The organism is Streptomyces sp. NPDC002138, from assembly GCF_040296485.1.
Classification (GTDB): Bacteria; Actinomycetota; Actinomycetes; order Streptomycetales; family Streptomycetaceae; genus Streptomyces.
This window is the reverse complement of record NZ_JBEOXE010000071.1, coordinates 23,244-39,096: the sequence shown is the minus strand read 5'-3', so window position 1 is coordinate 39,096 and position 15,853 is coordinate 23,244. Positions and strand designations below refer to the sequence as shown.

Sequence of the window (15,853 nt, the reverse complement as noted above, 5' to 3'; positions counted from 1 at the left end):
GCGTACCCGCGCAGTTTGATCAGGCCGTACAGCCCGTCCGTGACGTAGCGCTCGCCGAAGGTGTTGTGGTTGAACTGGAGCCCGGGGCGGGGCCGCGGGGCGCGGGCGGGGCGGGCGCGGTGTCCGGGGTCAGGGCCCGCTGCCAGAACGCGGCCAGGTCCACGGCCCGGGGGAACCGGCCCTCGAGGGCGATGACCGCGCACGGCTCGGGGACCGCGGCGGCGGTCGGCGGCGCGGGGGCCTCGCGGCGGGGCTCCACGGGCCCGGGGGCGGCGCTCGGGCCGCCCGTCAGCAGGGCCACCGCCCGCCGGCGCTCCAGGGTGCCGCTCTTGAACCGCGACAGGATTTCCCGGTCTTCCATCTCCTGGCGTGCCTTTCGTCTCCGGCCTGGGGGGTGTGCGCGCGGGTGTTCCGGGCGCGCGGACACCGCCGCCGCCCGGGGGACGGAACCCCGCGCGCTAGCGCGCGGCCAGCAGGGCGGCGGCCTCGTCGATGCTGAGTACGTCGTCCCGTACCGCGTCCAGCAGCGCCTCGAGGTCGAGCCCCGGGCCCTGCGCGGCGGGCGGGGCCGGCGGGGCGGGCGCCGGGGACACCGCGGGGGTGCCCGCCACGCGCGCGGTGACGTACGCCGCCATCGCCGCGAGGTCGGGGTGTTCGTAGAGCAGGGCGGTCTGTTCGGTCAGGTCCCAGGTCTGGTTGATGCCCGCGACGAACTCCGCCGCCAGGATGGAGTCCAGGCCCAGCATCGTGAACGGGGTCCCCGGGTCGATGTCCTCGGGCGCGCAGCGCAGGATGTGCGCGAGCTGGCCGCGCAGCACCTCGGTCAGGCCCGCGGGATCGGCGGCCACGGCGACCACGGCCGGGTCGCGGACCGGGCGCAGCGGGGCCCAGGCCGTCATGGGGACGGAGGGCGCCGGGGCGGACGGCGCGTGGAGGCGCCCGGCGATGTGCCGCGCCAGCGCCGCCGGGGTCGGGTGCTCGTACACCGCGTCGGCGGGGAGCCGGATGCCGTAGCGGGCGCCGAGCGCGCCGAGGAACTGCGCGCCGAGCAGGGAGTCCACTCCGAGGAAGGTGAACGGCCGTGCGGCGTCGACGGAATGCACCTCGACACCGGTCATCCCGGCCAGTACGGCGGTGAGTTCGGCGAGCACATCGGCGGCCGGAGTGTGCGGGGCGGTGGTCATGATGGGCGTCTCCCCGTGTCGGATCCCGGTCCCATGGTACTTTTCCGCAATTTCCTGGAGGGTCCCTGGAATTCCGCTGGGGCGGGCGAACAGCGTCTTGACGCGGCCGGGCCGGCTGGCGAATCTCAATAAGGTATTCGTGCCTGTTCCGCGTCTGAAGGAGACATCATCGTGGCGAGCAAGAAGAAGAATGTGGCGGGATCCGAGCCGGACGCGGCGCCCGGCGCCGTCGGCGAGACCACCGAGGGCATGGACGAGAGCTCGGACGCGGACGTCCTCGGCAACATCGCCCTCCAGTAGGAGCGGTACGGCGAAGGGGGCCCACCGGCGGGTGGGCCCCCTTCGCCGTACCCGCCGGCGTTCCGGGCGGGCACGGGTGGTGTGCTCGGGTGGTGGTGCTCAGGTGGTGGAGAGGACCACGCACATCGCGCCGAGGGCCACCGCCTGGAGCAGCACCCGGACGTTGATGACGCTGTCCCAGGTGCGCTGCAGGCCGCGGGCGTCGGGGGCGACCTTGCACTCCAGGGCGGCGCTGGTCAGCGCCTTGTTCACCGGCACGCTCACCTTGTTGTAGATCGCCAGCCAGATCACCAGGGCCAGCGCCGAGACGCCCGCGGCGACGGACGGCACGGGCTTGCCCTCGAAGCCGGCCAGGCCGGCGGTGACCACCGTGGAGACCAGGCCCGTCACGCCGGGCACGACCATCCGGGCGTCGCCGAAGCGGTGGGTCTGGCCCATGACGCTGGTGAGGGTCGCGTCGTCGACGTGGGCGAGGGCCGGGCGCTGGACGAGTGCGCCGAAGACGTCGGTGCCGTAGACCACCGCGTTGGCCATGGTGGCGATCACGGCCAGCGTTTGCAGGAGGACTTCCATCACAACCACCTTTGTAGCGACGCTAGATGTTCTGCCGAGACTATCAAGTTCGATGCTTGGAATGCTAGCGTTGACAACTCCACTAGTCAGCCAGGGAGTTCACGACCGGTTCCGGACCGGCCCGGGCAGCCACGAGGAGAGCACACAGATGGCCATAGGACATGCCCGTCGCATACTCATCGCCGGTGGAGGGATCGGCGGCCTCGCCGCGGCCCTCGCCCTCCAGCAGCGCGGTTTCGAACCCCTCGTCCTGGAGCGGGCCGAGGAACTGCGCGACGGCGGCGCCGGTCTGCACATCTGGACCAACGGCGTCCTCGCCCTGGACTACCTCGGCGTCGCCGAAGAGGTCCTGGAGATCGCCCCCGCCCAGGAGACCGCCCACTTCAGCACCTGGCGCGGCGAGGTCCTCGGCGCCTGGCCCGTCGGTGACTTCGTCGCCCGCTACGGCGCGCCCACCATCGCCGTCGAGCGCTCCGTCCTGCACGGCATCCTGCGCGACGCCCTCCAGGGCGACGTGGTGCGCACCGGCGCCCACGTGGTCGGCTTCGACCAGGACCGCGAGGGGGTCACCGTCCGCTTCGCCGACGGCACCACCGAGCGCGGCGACCTGCTGATCGGCGCCGACGGCATCCACGGAGCCGTCCGCGACGCCATGTTCGGCCCCGCCCAGAACCGCTACAGCGGCTACATCGCCTGGCGCGGCCGGGCCCAGATGGAGCACGCCGACATCCCCCCGGGCACCTTCAACGCCATGTTCGGGCCGGGCACCCGCTTCACCTACTACGACGTCGCCCCCGGCCTGGTCCACTGGATGAGCGTGGCCAACGGAGCGCCCGGCGGCCGCGACCTGCCCGGCGTGCGGGACATGCTGCTGCGCCGCCACGCGGGCTGGGGCGGACCGGTCGCCGACATCCTCAAGGCCACGCCCGAGGAGTGGATCCTGCGCGGCGACGTCGAGGGCCGCAAGCCCGAACGCCAGTGGGGACAGGGCCGGGTCACCCTCCTCGGGGACGCCGCGCACCCCATCACCTTCAACATCGGACAGGGCGCCTGCCAGGCCCTGGAGGACGCCCTCGTGCTCGCCGAGCACCTCGCCGGAGCGGGCAGCGACCCGGTCTCGGCGCTGCGCCGCTATGAGAGCGAGCGCCAGGAGCGCACCGCGCCGCTGCAGAACATCGCCTGGCGCATCGGCAAGATGGGCGCTGTGAAGAACCCCCTGCTGATCAAGGTGCGGGAGGCGTTCATGCGCAAGAACTGGAACACCAAGGCCTTCGCCGCGGCGGAGCAGGGCCAGGTGGCCTACGGATCCCGCTGGGCCCGGCAGACCGGGCGCCACCGCGCCCCCGCCGCCCCGGACCGGACCCCGGCGGCCACGTCCGCCCCCGGCACCGAGTAGGACCGTACGGCCGTACGACCGGAAGGGCCCGTACGACCGGAGGGACCCCTGCGCACCACCGCCGAGCCCGGGTGGGCGGCCCCGCGCCGCGTCACCCGGGCAGCGCGCGGGCCGCCGGACCCTCCACCGGCAGCCCGGACCACAGCGGGTGGTCCGCCGGGAAGCCCATGCAGACCAGCACGTTGACCAGCATCCCGTACGCCATGAACGTGGTCGTCCCGCCGGTGTCCGCGCCCAGCGGCTCCCCGACCGTCTCCCACACCCGCAGCCACTGCGCCCGCACGGCCTCGCCGAAGCCGGGGTCGCCCGCCGCCTCCGCGGCCGCCACCGCGACGTACACCTGCATCTGCAGCCGCAGCCGGTCCGGCTCCTTGAGGATGACCCGGGTGTAGGCGTGCGACATCGCGCGCAGCGCCTCCTGGCCCGTCAGCCCCCGCGCGGCCTCGGCGAACAGGGCCGCCGTGTCCCCGACGCAGCGCGTCGCCGCCGCCAGGAAGATCGCCCGCTTGCCGGGGAAGAGCCGGAACAGGTACGGCTGGGACACCCCCGCGCGCCGGGCGATGCTCTCGGTCGAGGTGCCGTCGTAGCCGCCCCGGGCGAATTCGAGCATCGCCGCCCGGACAACGCTCGTACGCCGCTCCTGTGCGCTCATCCTCACCATGTCCGCCAGTTTGTGGCGGCGCGCTTTTCCCCGTCAATGGCGGGACTTCGGCACCAGTCGAGGTCAATTCGAGGAATGCGCCAGAAGACAGTGCCAGATTCACAGAGTCGAAAACCGGTCGCCGACGGCTCGATGACCTATCGGCCACAAGTCAGTGAGGTAGGAACGGGGATGATCGACAACCTATTCACGATGTTTCCCGGACAGGGCTCGCAGCGCGCGGCCATGGCGGGGCATCTCCTTCGCGAACACCCCCGCACGGCCGGACGCGTCCTGGCCCGGGCAGAGGAGGCGACGGGGCTTCCGCTGACCGAGCTGTGCACCACGGCTCCCGAGGAGGCGCTGGCGCCGACCGAGATCGCCCAGCCCGCCATCGTCGCCACCAGCCTCGCCGTGTACGAGATCCTGCGCGCCGAGACCGGTTTCGTGCCCGGCGCGGTCGCCGGGCACAGCCTGGGCGAGTACACGGCCCTGATCGCCGCCGGGGTGCTGGACGCGGACGACGCGCTGCGCCTGGTGCGGATCCGCGGGCAGCTCATGGCCGGGGTCTCGCGGAAGGTCTCCGGCGCGATGACCGCGCTGATGGGGCTGGACCCGGCGCGGATCGAGGAGATCTGCGCGGTGGCCGCCCCGCTCGGGGTGGTCGAGGTCGCCAACTACAACGAGGCGGGCCAGACGGTGATCTCCGGGCAGAGCGCGGCGGTCGCCGAGGCGGCCCGGCTCGCCCTGGAGGCCGGCGCCGAGCGCGCCGTGCAGCTCAAGGTCTCCGCCCCCTTCCACTGTTCCCTGATGAGCGCCATCGAGGACGAGTTCGCCGCCGCGCTGGAGCGGGTCACGTTCCACGCGCCCCGGGTGCCCGTCGTCAGCTCCGTGACCGCCACCGTCGTCCGCGACGGTGCGCACGCCCGTGACCTGCTGCGCCGTCAGCTGGCCGGCCCCGTGCGCTGGGTCGGCGTCCTCGAGACGGCGTCCGCGCTCGGCGTCGGCGGCTACCTGGAGGCCGGTCCCGGCCGGGTGCTCAGCGGCTTCGCGGGCCGCGTCGCACCCGACGCGCCCGTGCGCAGCACCAACGACGCGCGGCGTGTCACCACCCTGCTGCGCGACCTGAGGCCGGAGCCCGCCACCACGGCGGCCGCTGCCTGACCTCCGGCCCCACCCGCACGCCTTCCCTTCCTGTTCTTGCCCACCCTCTCGAAAGGCAGCCCACGGTGCCCGAAACCCTTGCCACCACTTCGACCGACTACCTCTCCGCGGTCCAGGCCGCCATCGCCGACGCGCTCGGCATCGACGAGGCCGAGGCCGTGCCCGAGGCGACGCTGCTCGGTCAGCTGGGCGCCGAGTCGATCGACCTGCTCGACATCCTCTTCCGGGTCGAGCGCGCCACCAAGGTGAAGATCACCGTGGCCGACATCGCCAACCTGCTCCAGGGCGGCATCCCGGACGAGGAGTTCGGCGACGAGAACGAGGTCGTCAACGACACCGGCCTCACCCACCTCGAGAAGGTCCTGCCGCAGTTCAACCGCAGCCAGCTCAGCGAGCCCCTGACGGCCGAGGGCGTGCTGGGCCTCTTCACCGTCCAGAACCTGACCGACCTGCTGACCGAGCGCGCCCGCGCGGCCGCCGCCGCGTAGCGCGGTGACCGGCAGGGGGCTCCGGGCCGACGGTGCCCCGGAGCCCCCTGCCGCTACCTGCCGCTCCCTCCCGCTCCCTCCCCCTCCAGACCACCAGGCGCGCCCGCCTCGCAGCAGAAACGGGAAGAGACAGATGAAGCTGAAGGACCGCACCGCCCTGGTCACCGGTGCCTCGCGCGGCATCGGCCGGGCCATCGCCCTGGCGCTGGCCGAACAGGGGGCGGCCGTCGCAGTCAACTACCGCTCGCGCGAGGAGGACGCCCTCGCGGTCGTCAAGGAGATCGAGGCGGCGGGCGGCCGGGCCGTGGCGATCGGCGCCGATGTCGCCGACCCCGAGGACGCGGCGCGCCTGGTCGCGGAGGCCGTCGCTCAGCTGGGCGCCCTGGACATCCTGGTCAACAACGCGGGCATCAGCGACGACGGGCTGATCTACCAGTCGAAGCCCGACGCCTGGTGGAACGTCATGAAGGTCAACTTCGGCGGGGCCTACCACTGCACCCACGCCGTCAGCGAGCAGTTCATGACGGCGGGCAACGCCACCATCGTCAACATCTCCTCCGCCATGGGCGAGACCGGCTGGATCGGCCAGTCCAACTACTCGGCCTCCAAGGGCGCGCTGAACTCCTTCACCCGCGCCGCCGCGATCGAGTTCGCACGCTTCGGCGTCCGGGTCAACGCGGTCCTGGCGGGCTTCACCCCGACCGAACTGGTGGGCGAGGTGATGGAGAAGGACGGCGGCAGGTCCATCAAGAAGCAGATCCCGCTGCGCCGCTTCGCCACCGTCGAGGAGGTCGCCGCGGCCGCCGTGTTCCTGGCGGGCCCCGACTCCGGCTACACCACCGGCGAACTGCTCTGCGTCGACGGCGGGTTCTCCGCCCAGCTCGGCATCGGCCGTCCGTAACGGACCGCGAGGATCGAAAGGACCGGAAGAAGAGACGACGATGCGATTCCATCTGATCGACAGGATCGAATCCTGGACTCCCCGCGAGCACATCACCGCTCGCAAGGTCACCTCCGTCGACGAGGACCACTGGCAGCACACCGGCGGCGGCCCCGCGATGCCCTTCGGGCTCGCCCTGGAAGCCCTGTGCCAGTCGGCCACCTGGCTGATCATGCTCAGCACCGACCACACGCTGCGCGCCGCGCTCCTCGCCGTCGGCGACGCCACCGCGAGCCGGGCGGTCCGGCCCGGTGAGGTGCTCCGCATGGAGGCCAGGATCGAATCGATGACCGACGAGGCCGCGATCCTCGACGGCACGGTCACCGTGGACGGCGAGACCGTCCTGGAAGCGAGCGGCATTCTGTGCGCGCTCATCGACGCCGAGCGGCTCGACGACCCGGCGAACACGGCGCGCATGGCGCGACAGCTACAGGGCGGAGGGCCGGTGGGATGAGCGGGACGAACGGCACAAGGCGCGTGGCCATCACGGGAATCGGGGCGGTCACCCCCCTCGGCAACGACGCCGGGACCACCTGGGAGGGCCTCGCCACCGGGCGCAGCGGCATCGGCGCGCTGACCACCTTCGACGCGACCGGCTTCCCGGTGCGCATCGCGGCCGAGGTCAAGGACTTCGACGCGGCCAAGGCCATCCCGGCGCACGTGGGCCGCAAACACCTCTCGCGGGTCGGCCAGTTCGGCGTCGCCGCCGCCTGGGAGGCGGTCCGCGACGCGGGCATCGACCAGGTCTCCGAAGAGGTGTACCCGGCCGACGAGCGCGGGGTCGCCATGGGCGCCAGCGTCGGCCGCCCCGAACTCCAGGCCCTCCTCGACATCGGCCACCTGCGGACCACCAGCGGGCGGCCGGACGCGTTCATCTGCCAGCCCCCGGCCGTCACCCTGACCGACGACCAGAACGTCCCGCTGGCCGCCATGGCCCGGATGGTCGGCGGCACCGGCCCGATGATGGGCATCAGCACCGCCTGCGCCGGCTCCGGGCACGCCATCGGGGAGGCGTACCGCGCCATCCAGGAGGGCGACGCCAAGATGATGGTGGCGGGCGGCTACGACTCGCTGACCACCTGGCTCGACCTGCTCGGCTTCAGCCTGCTGGGCGCGCTCACCGACCGCTACAACGACGACCCGACGCACGCCTCGCGGCCCTTCGCCGCGGACCGCTCCGGCTTCGTCATCGGCGAGGGCGCCGTCGCCGTGATCCTGGAGGACCTGGACAGCGCCCGCGAGCGCGGCGCCACCGTCCTCGCCGAGATCCTCGGCTACGGCTCCACCCTCAACGCATGGCGGATCACCGACTCCCCGCCGGACGGCTCCGGCGCCATCCAGGCCATGGAGGGCGCCATCACCGAATCGGGCCTCGGCACCGGCGGGATCGACTACGTCGTCGCGCACGGCACCAGCACCCACGGCAACGACCAGTCCGAGACGGTCGCCATCAAGAAGGTCTTCGGCGCCGACGCGCGGCGCATCGTGGTCAGCGCGCCCAAGTCGATGTCCGGGCACCTGACCTCGGCCAGCCTGGGCCTCGGCGTCCTCGCCGCGGTCAACGCGATGCGGCACTCGCTGGTGTCGCCCACCGTCAACCTGGACGAGCCCGACCGCGGCCTCGACCTGGACTACGTACCGCACACCGCGCGCCCGATGCCGGTGAACGCGGCCCTGATCAACGCCTTCGCCTTCGGCGGCAGCAACACCGCCCTCGTCATCGGCGCCCCGCGGGAGGACGCGTGACCACCTCGCTCGCCACCCCCGTCGTCCTCGGCTTCGACCGCGTGGTCGAACTCGTCCCCGGTGAACGGGGCGTCGGCATCCGCAACGTGCCGGCCACGCTGCCGGCCTTCGACCACCACTTCCCGCGCCACCCCGTCCTGCCGGGCGTCCTGCTCCTGGAGTCCATGGCCACCCTCGGCAAGGCGGTGGCGGGCAGCGGCACCGACTGGCGCCTCAAGGGCGTGCGCGGGGTCCGCTTCAAGCACTTCGTCGGACCCGGCGACCAGGTCGAGATCACCGTCGAGGTGATCGGCCGCACCGAGAACGGCACCGATGTCAGGGCCACCGCCAAGGTCGAGGGCCGTGTGGTCGCCGCCGCTCGCGTCCTCACCCTAGTGCCGCGTCAGGCAACGTTCGCCCCGTCGCGGCGCCCGGCACGCGCTCTCGGCGCACCGGCCGAAAGCCCAAGTACGTCCAGTACGAGTGCTTCCGGCCGGCACGCCGAGAGCACGCACCGGACGCCGCTCCTTGAGGGGCAAACGTTGCCTGACGCGGCACTAGTGAGCGCCGAGAAGCCCTGGGAGGGCACAGCATGAGCGACAACAGGCGGCGCGTGATGGTGACCGGCATCGGCCTGATGACCGGGATCGGCCAGGGCGCCGCGCAGACCTGGGAGGCCCTGCTGGAGGGCCGCAGCGGCATCGGCCCGCTGCGCGCCTACGACCCGGCACCGCTGAAGACCGGCATCGGCGCCGAGATCCCCGACTTCCAGCCCACCGAATGGGCCAGCCGCCGCACCCTGCGGATGCTGTGCCGCGGCGACCAGCTCGCCCTGGCGGGCGCCACCCTGGCGCTGCGCGACGCGGGCCTCGACGGCGAGAAGGACCTCGGCCACCGGGCCGGCCTCTTCCTGGGCAGCAACAAGGAAATGCCGCGCATGGACGAACTCATCGCGCAGCTCCAGGCCATCCGCGCCGAGGACGGCACCCCCGACCTGTACAAGCTGGGCCAGGACGCCTCCTCGGTGGTCGCGCCCCTCTTCTTCGTCGAGGGCCTCCAGCCCGCCGCCGGGTTCCACATCTCCGAGAAGTACGGGATCCGCGGCGCCAACGCCTACTTCGCCGGGACCGCCGACTCCGGCGCCATGGCGATCGGCCGCGCGATGCGCACCGTGCGCCGCGGCGAGGCCGACATCGTGGTCGCGGGCGGCTACGACGACGCCACCGGCTGGTGGGCGATGTCCAAGATGGACGGCCTCGGCGTCCTGACCACCCGTCCCGAACTCGGCGACGCGGCCTTCCGGCCCTTCGACCGGGACCGCTCCGGCTCCGTCTTCGGCGAGGGCGCGGCCCTGCTCGTCCTGGAGGAGCGCGAACACGCGCTGGCCCGGGGCGCCCACTGCTACGCCGAGGTCACCGGCTTCGGCGCGGGCAACGACTGCGTACGACCGCCCAGCCCGCAGGCCAGGGCGCGCGGCCTGTCCCGGGCCATCGGCCGCGCCCTGACCGACGCGGGCGGCATCTTCCCCGACGGCAGCTACATCGCCGCGCACGGCTGCGCCACCGTCCAGGGCGACGCCAGCGAGACCATCGCCCTGCACGACGCGCTCGGTACGTCCGCCAAGGCGGCGCAGATCAGCAGCGTCAAGCCGCAGACCGGGCACCTGGTCGGCGGCGCCGGGGCGCTCAACGCGGCCGTGGCCGCGCTGACCCTGAACTCCGGGATCGTCCCCGCGACGCGCAACCTGGACAACCCCGCCGCCGAGTGTGACCTGGACTTCGTCCCGCTCACCCCGCGCGACACACGGCCCGACAGCGCTCTCGCCCTCGCCCGCGGCCTGGAAGGCCAGGCGGTGGCGGTGGCGCTGAGGCGGGTCTCATGACCGGCACACCCGAAAGGAGAGCGGACATGACGGACGACGTGTACGACCACACCACCCCGCCGGACGGCCCGGGCCGCACCCGCACCGTGGTGATCTGCGGCGTCGGCGCTGTGACCGCCCAGGGCGACGGCGCCGAGGCACTGTGGGAGGGCATCCGCACCGGGCACACGGCCATCGGCCCGGTCCGGGGCATGCCCATGGAGGGCTACGACACCGAGATCGGCGGCGAGGTCTCCACCGACCGCCGCCCCGCCTACGACTACCTCGCCGCCTTCGGCGGGCAGATCCGCGAGCCCGCCGCCGACTTCGCGCTCCTCGCGGCGGAGGAGGCGATGGAGCAGGCGGGCCTCGGCTCGCTGCCCGCCGACCGCTGGGGCGTCGCCTTCGGCTCCTGCAACGGCGGTCTGCGCAGCGCCGAACTGCTCGCCCGCAGGGCGGCGGACGGCACCGCGCCCGAGGACGACGGCAGGCACTACCTGCTGGTCCCGCCGCAGGCCATAGCCGAGGCGCTGAGCAGCGCCTTCGGCCTCAAGGGCCCCTCCCTGTCGGTCAACACGGCCTGCGCCTCCGGCGCCCACGCCATCGCCCACGCCACCGACGCGATCAGCGCGGGCCGCGCCGACGCCATGCTGGTCGGCGGCTCCGACGCCTTCACCGAGACCGCGTTCGCCGGTTTCACCAGCCTGCAGTCCCTGTCCACCAAGCCCGCCGCGCCTTACTCGCGCGACCGCGACGGCCTCTCGCTCGGCGAGGGCGCGGGCATGCTCGTCCTCGCCGAGGAGTCCGTGGCGCGCGCCGCGGGCGCCCCGATCCTGGCCGAGGTGCTCGGGTACGGGCTCTCCGCCGACGGGTACCACGCCACCGCCCCGCACCCCAAGGGCGAGGGCGCGGCCCGGGCGATCCGGGGCGCGCTGGACTCCGCGGGCATCGCCCCGGAGGACGTCGGTTACGTCAACGGGCACGGCACCGGCACGCCCAAGAACGACTCCGCCGAGTCCAACGCGGTGCGCGCCGCCTTCGGCGAGGCCGCCCAAAAGACCGCGCTCAGCAGCTCCAAGTCGATGATCGGTCACCTCCTCGGCGCCGCGGGGGCCGTCGAGGCCATCGTGACCGTCAAGGCGCTGGTCGAGCAGATCGCCCCGCCCACGGCCAACTTCACCGGCGTCGACCCCAAGTGCGGCCTGGACGCGGTGCCCGACCCCGGGCGCTCGCTGGCCATGAACGCCGCGCTGTCCAACAACTTCGCCTTCGCCGGGGCCAACGCCTGCGTCGCCTTCGGCTGGCCGTCCGGGCACCGCTTCACCGTCCCGGCGCCGCCCGCCGCCGAGAAGATCGTGATCACCGGCTTCGCCGCGATCACCTCGGCCGGTGACGGCGCCGACGCGCTGTGGCGGGCCTGGAGCGAGGGCGTACCGCTGGGCGTGGACGAGGACGGACTGAGCGTCGCCCGCGCCGCGTTCGACCCGCACGCGCACATCGAACCCCGCGTCGCCCGCCGGATGGACCGGCTCGGCCAGCTCGCCGTGGCCTCCTGCAAGGGCGCCCTGGAGCACGCGGGCCTGACCGCCGACGAGCGCGTCGGCGTGGTCCTGGGCACCGGGCTGGGCCCGATGCGCAGCATCGAGGAGTTCCTGCTCCCGGTGCTGGGCGGCTGCCCCTCCCACGGCAGCCCGGCCGTCTTCCCCAACACGGTCTTCAACGCGGCCGCGGGCCAGGTCGCCATGAACGTCGGCGCCAAGGGCCCCACCTCCACCGTGACCACCGGGCACGCGGCAGGGGCCTCCGCCCTGACCGTCGCCCACGACCTGCTGCTCCAGCACCGCGCCGACGCGGTGCTGTGCCCGGCGGTCGAGGACCTCTCGCCGGGCGTCCTGGACGCCTACCGCAAGCTGCCGCTGTTCGCCGGGTCCGGGTACACCCTGGCCGAGGCGGGCATCGCGCTGGTGCTGGAGCGGGAGTCGACCGCCCGGGCCCGCGGCGCGAAGGTGCTGGCCGAATTCGCCGGACACGGCACCGCCTCGGACGCCCGGGGCATCGGCCGCTGGGACGACGAGGGCGAGGGCGTGGAGCGGGCCATGCGCGAGGCGCTGGCCCACGCCGGCGTGGAGCCGGGCGAGCTGGCCGGGATCTGGGCCAACGCGGCCGGACTGGAGCGGGCCGACGCGCCCGAGACCCTGGCCACCGGACGCCTCGCGGCGGACGGCGGCGCGCCCGTGCACAGCCCCAAGCGGATCCTGGGCGAGCCCGTCGGCGCGGGCGCGCAGCTGGCGGCCCTGCTCGCCGTCACCGGCTGGGACAACGGCCTCGACAGCGGGCCGGTGCTCATCAACAGCTCCTCCCTCGGCGGCACCCACATCAGCCTCGTCCTGCGTCCCGCAACGGAGAACTGACCATGTCAGCCAGCACCACGTCAGCCGGACCCGGCACCACGTCAGCCGGTCCCACCCGCCACGTATCGATCCTCGCCACCGGTGCCCACCTGCCCGGCGACCCCCTCGACAACGACGCCCTCGCCAAGGTCTGCGGACCGCTGCCGGACGACGTCCTGGAGGGCATCCAGGTCGAGCGCCGCCACTGGCTGATCGACCCGGCCACCGGCGCGCACCGCACCTCCACCTCCGCCATGGCCACCGCGGCCGCCCGCCAGGCCCTGGAGCGGGCGGGCATGGAGGCCTCCGAGGTCGAGCTGATCGTGATGTCCACGGCCAGCCCCGACTACCTGCTGCCGGTCGCGGCGACCTACGTCCAGGAGCAGCTCGGCCTGGAGAACTGCGCGGTCATCGAGGTCCGCGCGGGCTGCGTGGGCGCCGTACAGGCCCTGGACATCGCCCGCCGCCAGCTCGCCGACGGCACCTACAGGACCGCGCTGGTCATCGGCTCGGAGGCGGTGTCCCCGCTGCTCGCGCCGATCTTCCTCGACAAGGACCCGTACAAGGTCCGGATGCGCGACCGGCTCACCGTCTACACCTTCGGCGACGGCGCCGGCGCTCTGGTGCTGAAGGCCGGCGAGGAGGGCTCCGCCCACGCGGGCAGCCGCCAGGTCTTCGCCACGCGGTCCATGGGCGGCGCCCGCAAGCCCGGCATGCTGATCACCGGCGGCGGGACCGACGCACCGCTGCACGAACAGCAGCGGCGCAAGCGGCTGATGGACATCAGCCTCGACATCCCCGGCACCGCGAAGTTCGGGCCGCGCGTCTTCGTCGAGGGCATTCACGACATGCTGCGCCGCTCCGGTCTCGCGCTCGCCGACATCGACCACTGCGTGCTGCCCGAGGGCAACGCCGAGTACTTCGCCAGCGAGTACGGCACCGCCGGGCTGTCCGCCGAGGACCAAGCGACGCTCGGCAAGAACATCGTGGAGAACCTCACCGACGTCGGCGCCACCGGCTCCGCCGCGGTGCCGCTCGCCCTGGACGCGGGCTGGGCCGACGGCCGGATCACGCCCGGGGACACCGTCCTGCTGCTCGCGATCGAGGCCAGCCGCTACCTGTACGCGGGGCTCACCCTCACCTGGGACGCCCCCACCCCCGCCAAGTGACGACGTAAGGACGGATGAATCGTGTCGATACAAGAGACGGAGCGTACCGAGGTGAGTGTCGAGGAGCGCAACAAGAAGACCATCCGCTCGGTCTTCGACACCTTCGTCAACCGGGGCGACTTCTCCATCGTCGACCGGATCTACAGCCCCGACATGATCGACCACCAGCCGCTGCCGGGCGCTCCCGAGGGGCTGGAGGGGGTCAAGTACACGATCGCGGGTCTGCGCGAGGGCTTCCCCGACCTGCACGTGACCATCGAGGACATGAGCGCCGCCGGGGACCACGTGGTCATCCACAACACCTGGCGCGGCACGCACCTGGGCGAGTTCCTGGGCATGCCCGCCACGGGCGAGTTCATCGAGTTCACGGGCGTGGTGGTGTGGCGGCTGCTCGAGAACGGGCTGATCGCCGAGCGCTGGGGCATCGGCGTGGAGTCCAACATGCTCGAGGTGCTGGGCATGCGGCGCCTCGCCCCGGCCGCGCGCGGCGCCGCCAAGGCGGCGGCCCGGCGGACGGTGAAGCCGGCGACCGTGGTGCTGGAGCTGCCCGAGGAGCGGGTGGCGCGCTGGAAGGACGTACAGGCGCAGCTGTCCGGGGAGCGCCTTCGCGAGTACGAGGCCTCCAGGCGCCGGGCGGGGATCCTCCAGGAGTCCTTCGCGGCGCAGCGCCTCGGCGGCCGGGACGTGGTGGTGCTCCAGCTGGAGGCGCGCGATCCGGCCGGGGCCGCGAAGCGGCTGCGGGAGTCCGGCAACGCCTTCGACGTGTGGCTGCGGGGAGAGGCCGGGGAGGTCTTCGGGGCCGATCCGTACGCGGCGCTGGCCGAGGGCGCGGCGGCCGACCAGGGGCACCACTGGTCGTCGGTCACCACCGAACTGGTGGCGGGCGGCTGAGCACCTGAGAATTCGTCAGGTCCGCTGTCTAGCTTAGGTATTGACTCTTTCATTGCTAGTTCTCAAGAGCTGTCAATGCTAGAGTTTCTAGGGATGAAAACTACCCGGGGAAGGCGTGGATGATGCGGCAACGAAAGCTCGGCAGCCAGGGGCTGGCGGTCTCCGAGCAGGGGCTCGGATGCATGGGCATGACCTTCGCCTACGGCCCGGCCGATGACCAGGAGGCGCTGCGCACGGCCCACCGGGCCCTCGAGCTCGGCGTGAACCTCCTCGACACCGCGGACTTCTACGGACCGCACTCCAACGAGGAGTTCGTCGCCCGCGTCATCGCCGGCCGCCGGGACGAGGTCATCGTCTCCTCCAAGGTCGGCAACGAGGTCAGCCCCACCGGACAGATCACCGGCAAACTCAACGGGCGCCCCGAATACATCCGTTCCACCGTCGAGGGCAGCCTGCGCCGGCTCGGCACCGACCGCCTCGACCTCTACTACCTGCACCGCGTCGACCCCGACGTGCCCGTCGAGGAGAGCTTCGGCGCCCTCGCCGACCTGGTCGCCGCCGGAAAGGTCGGCTACCTCGGCATCTCCGAGGCCTCCGCCGCCACCATCCGGCGCGCCCACGCCGTCCACCCGCTGAGCGCCGTACAGACCGAGTACTCGCTGGCCACCCGCGACGTCGAGGCCAACGGGGTCCTCGACACCGTCCGTGAACTCGGCATCGGCTTCGTCGGCTACAGCCCGCTCGGCCGCGGCCTGCTCACCGGGGCCATCCGTTCCCTCGACGGACTGGCCGAGCACGACTTCCGCCGGGTCGCCCCGCGCTTCCAGAAGGAGAACCTCGACGCCAACCTGCACGTCGTCGAGCAGCTCGAAGCACTCGCCGGCGCCAAGGGCATCACCACCGGCCAGCTCGCGCTCGCCTGGGTGCTCGCCCAGGGCGAGGACGTCGTGGCCATCCCCGGCACCAAGCGGGTCACGTACTTCGAGGAGAACATCGCCGCGTCCGCCGTCGCACTCAGCGCGGACGACCTCGCGGCCCTCGACCAGATCGCCCCCCACGGCAGCCTGGTGGGAGACCGCTATCCCGCAGGCGCCATGGCCACGCTCGACGGCTGACACAGAACGGCCCGCGA

At 72.9% G+C, this 15,853-nt stretch carries 17 protein-coding genes; 13 read left to right on the top strand and 4 right to left on the bottom strand.

Features of this window, described 5'->3' with window-relative positions; genetic code table 11:
- Positions 1–19: 19 nt before the first annotated feature.
- Together ABT084_RS31990 and ABT084_RS31985 are read right to left on the bottom strand one after the other, a co-directional pair.
- Positions 20–361: a hypothetical protein gene (locus ABT084_RS31990; RefSeq protein ID WP_351051462.1), complete on the bottom strand. Its 342-nt coding sequence runs from the start codon at positions 359–361 to the stop codon at positions 20–22.
- A 97-nt stretch (positions 362–458) separates the two neighbouring features.
- Positions 459–1,184, bottom strand: a complete 726-nt coding sequence (locus ABT084_RS31985; RefSeq protein WP_351051459.1) for an acyl carrier protein — start codon at positions 1,182–1,184, stop codon at positions 459–461.
- Positions 1,185–1,355: 171 nt separating this feature from the next.
- Here ABT084_RS31985 and ABT084_RS31980 point away from each other — a divergent pair, with 171 nt between their 5' ends.
- Entirely contained in the window at positions 1,356–1,484 is a 129-nt protein-coding gene (locus ABT084_RS31980) for a hypothetical protein (RefSeq protein WP_351051456.1), read from the top strand.
- A gap of 99 nt (positions 1,485–1,583) precedes the next feature.
- Here the strand turns inward: ABT084_RS31980 and ABT084_RS31975 are convergent, their stop codons facing one another.
- The gene (locus ABT084_RS31975; RefSeq protein WP_351051453.1) at positions 1,584–2,057 is read right to left on the bottom strand and encodes a DUF1772 domain-containing protein; all 474 of its coding nucleotides are present in this window, start codon (positions 2,055–2,057) and stop codon (positions 1,584–1,586) included.
- 148 nt (positions 2,058–2,205) lie between these two features.
- Between ABT084_RS31975 and ABT084_RS31970 the strand changes: the two genes are divergently transcribed.
- Positions 2,206–3,453, top strand: a complete 1,248-nt coding sequence (locus tag ABT084_RS31970; protein ID WP_351051450.1) for an FAD-dependent monooxygenase — start codon at positions 2,206–2,208, stop codon at positions 3,451–3,453.
- Positions 3,454–3,544: 91 nt separating this feature from the next.
- On the opposite strand, the gene ABT084_RS31965 is transcribed toward ABT084_RS31970, so the two are convergent.
- Positions 3,545–4,114, bottom strand: a complete 570-nt coding sequence (locus ABT084_RS31965) for a TetR/AcrR family transcriptional regulator (RefSeq protein WP_351051447.1) — start codon at positions 4,112–4,114, stop codon at positions 3,545–3,547.
- 171 nt (positions 4,115–4,285) lie between these two features.
- Here ABT084_RS31965 and fabD point away from each other — a divergent pair, with 171 nt between their 5' ends.
- The 11 genes from fabD to ABT084_RS31910 all read left to right on the top strand — a co-directional run bounded on the left by fabD (position 4,286) and on the right by ABT084_RS31910 (position 15,836).
- Positions 4,286–5,257, top strand: coding sequence for an ACP S-malonyltransferase (gene fabD / locus ABT084_RS31960; RefSeq protein WP_351051444.1), 972 nt, complete (start codon positions 4,286–4,288; stop codon positions 5,255–5,257).
- A 65-nt stretch (positions 5,258–5,322) separates the two neighbouring features.
- Positions 5,323–5,745, top strand: coding sequence for an acyl carrier protein (locus tag ABT084_RS31955; protein ID WP_351051441.1), 423 nt, complete (start codon positions 5,323–5,325; stop codon positions 5,743–5,745).
- Between the two features lie 133 nt (positions 5,746–5,878).
- Positions 5,879–6,646, top strand: coding sequence for an SDR family NAD(P)-dependent oxidoreductase (locus ABT084_RS31950; protein ID WP_351051438.1), 768 nt, complete (start codon positions 5,879–5,881; stop codon positions 6,644–6,646).
- A gap of 40 nt (positions 6,647–6,686) precedes the next feature.
- The gene (locus tag ABT084_RS31945) at positions 6,687–7,139 is read left to right on the top strand and encodes a hotdog family protein (protein WP_351051435.1); all 453 of its coding nucleotides are present in this window, start codon (positions 6,687–6,689) and stop codon (positions 7,137–7,139) included.
- Between the two features lie 23 nt (positions 7,140–7,162).
- The gene (locus tag ABT084_RS31940) at positions 7,163–8,431 is read left to right on the top strand and encodes a beta-ketoacyl-[acyl-carrier-protein] synthase family protein (protein WP_351051433.1); all 1,269 of its coding nucleotides are present in this window, start codon (positions 7,163–7,165) and stop codon (positions 8,429–8,431) included.
- Entirely contained in the window at positions 8,428–9,006 is a 579-nt protein-coding gene (locus tag ABT084_RS31935) for an ApeI family dehydratase (protein WP_351051430.1), read from the top strand. Before ABT084_RS31940 ends, ABT084_RS31935 begins: the two co-directional genes overlap by 4 nt.
- Positions 9,003–10,292, top strand: coding sequence for a beta-ketoacyl-[acyl-carrier-protein] synthase family protein (locus ABT084_RS31930; RefSeq protein ID WP_351051427.1), 1,290 nt, complete (start codon positions 9,003–9,005; stop codon positions 10,290–10,292). The genes ABT084_RS31935 and ABT084_RS31930 overlap by 4 nt, the downstream gene beginning before the upstream one ends.
- Before the next feature lie 26 nt (positions 10,293–10,318).
- A complete protein-coding gene (locus ABT084_RS31925) occupies positions 10,319–12,682 on the top strand; it encodes a beta-ketoacyl synthase N-terminal-like domain-containing protein (RefSeq protein WP_351051424.1) in 2,364 nt (787 codons plus the stop codon).
- A gap of 2 nt (positions 12,683–12,684) precedes the next feature.
- On the top strand, positions 12,685–13,830 hold the full coding sequence (locus tag ABT084_RS31920; RefSeq protein WP_351051421.1) for a 3-oxoacyl-ACP synthase III family protein: 1,146 nt from the start codon (positions 12,685–12,687) through the stop codon (positions 13,828–13,830).
- Positions 13,831–13,851: 21 nt separating this feature from the next.
- The gene (locus tag ABT084_RS31915; protein WP_351051418.1) at positions 13,852–14,721 is read left to right on the top strand and encodes an ester cyclase; all 870 of its coding nucleotides are present in this window, start codon (positions 13,852–13,854) and stop codon (positions 14,719–14,721) included.
- 122 nt (positions 14,722–14,843) lie between these two features.
- The gene (locus ABT084_RS31910; RefSeq protein WP_351051463.1) at positions 14,844–15,836 is read left to right on the top strand and encodes an aldo/keto reductase; all 993 of its coding nucleotides are present in this window, start codon (positions 14,844–14,846) and stop codon (positions 15,834–15,836) included.
- Positions 15,837–15,853 lie beyond the last annotated feature (17 nt).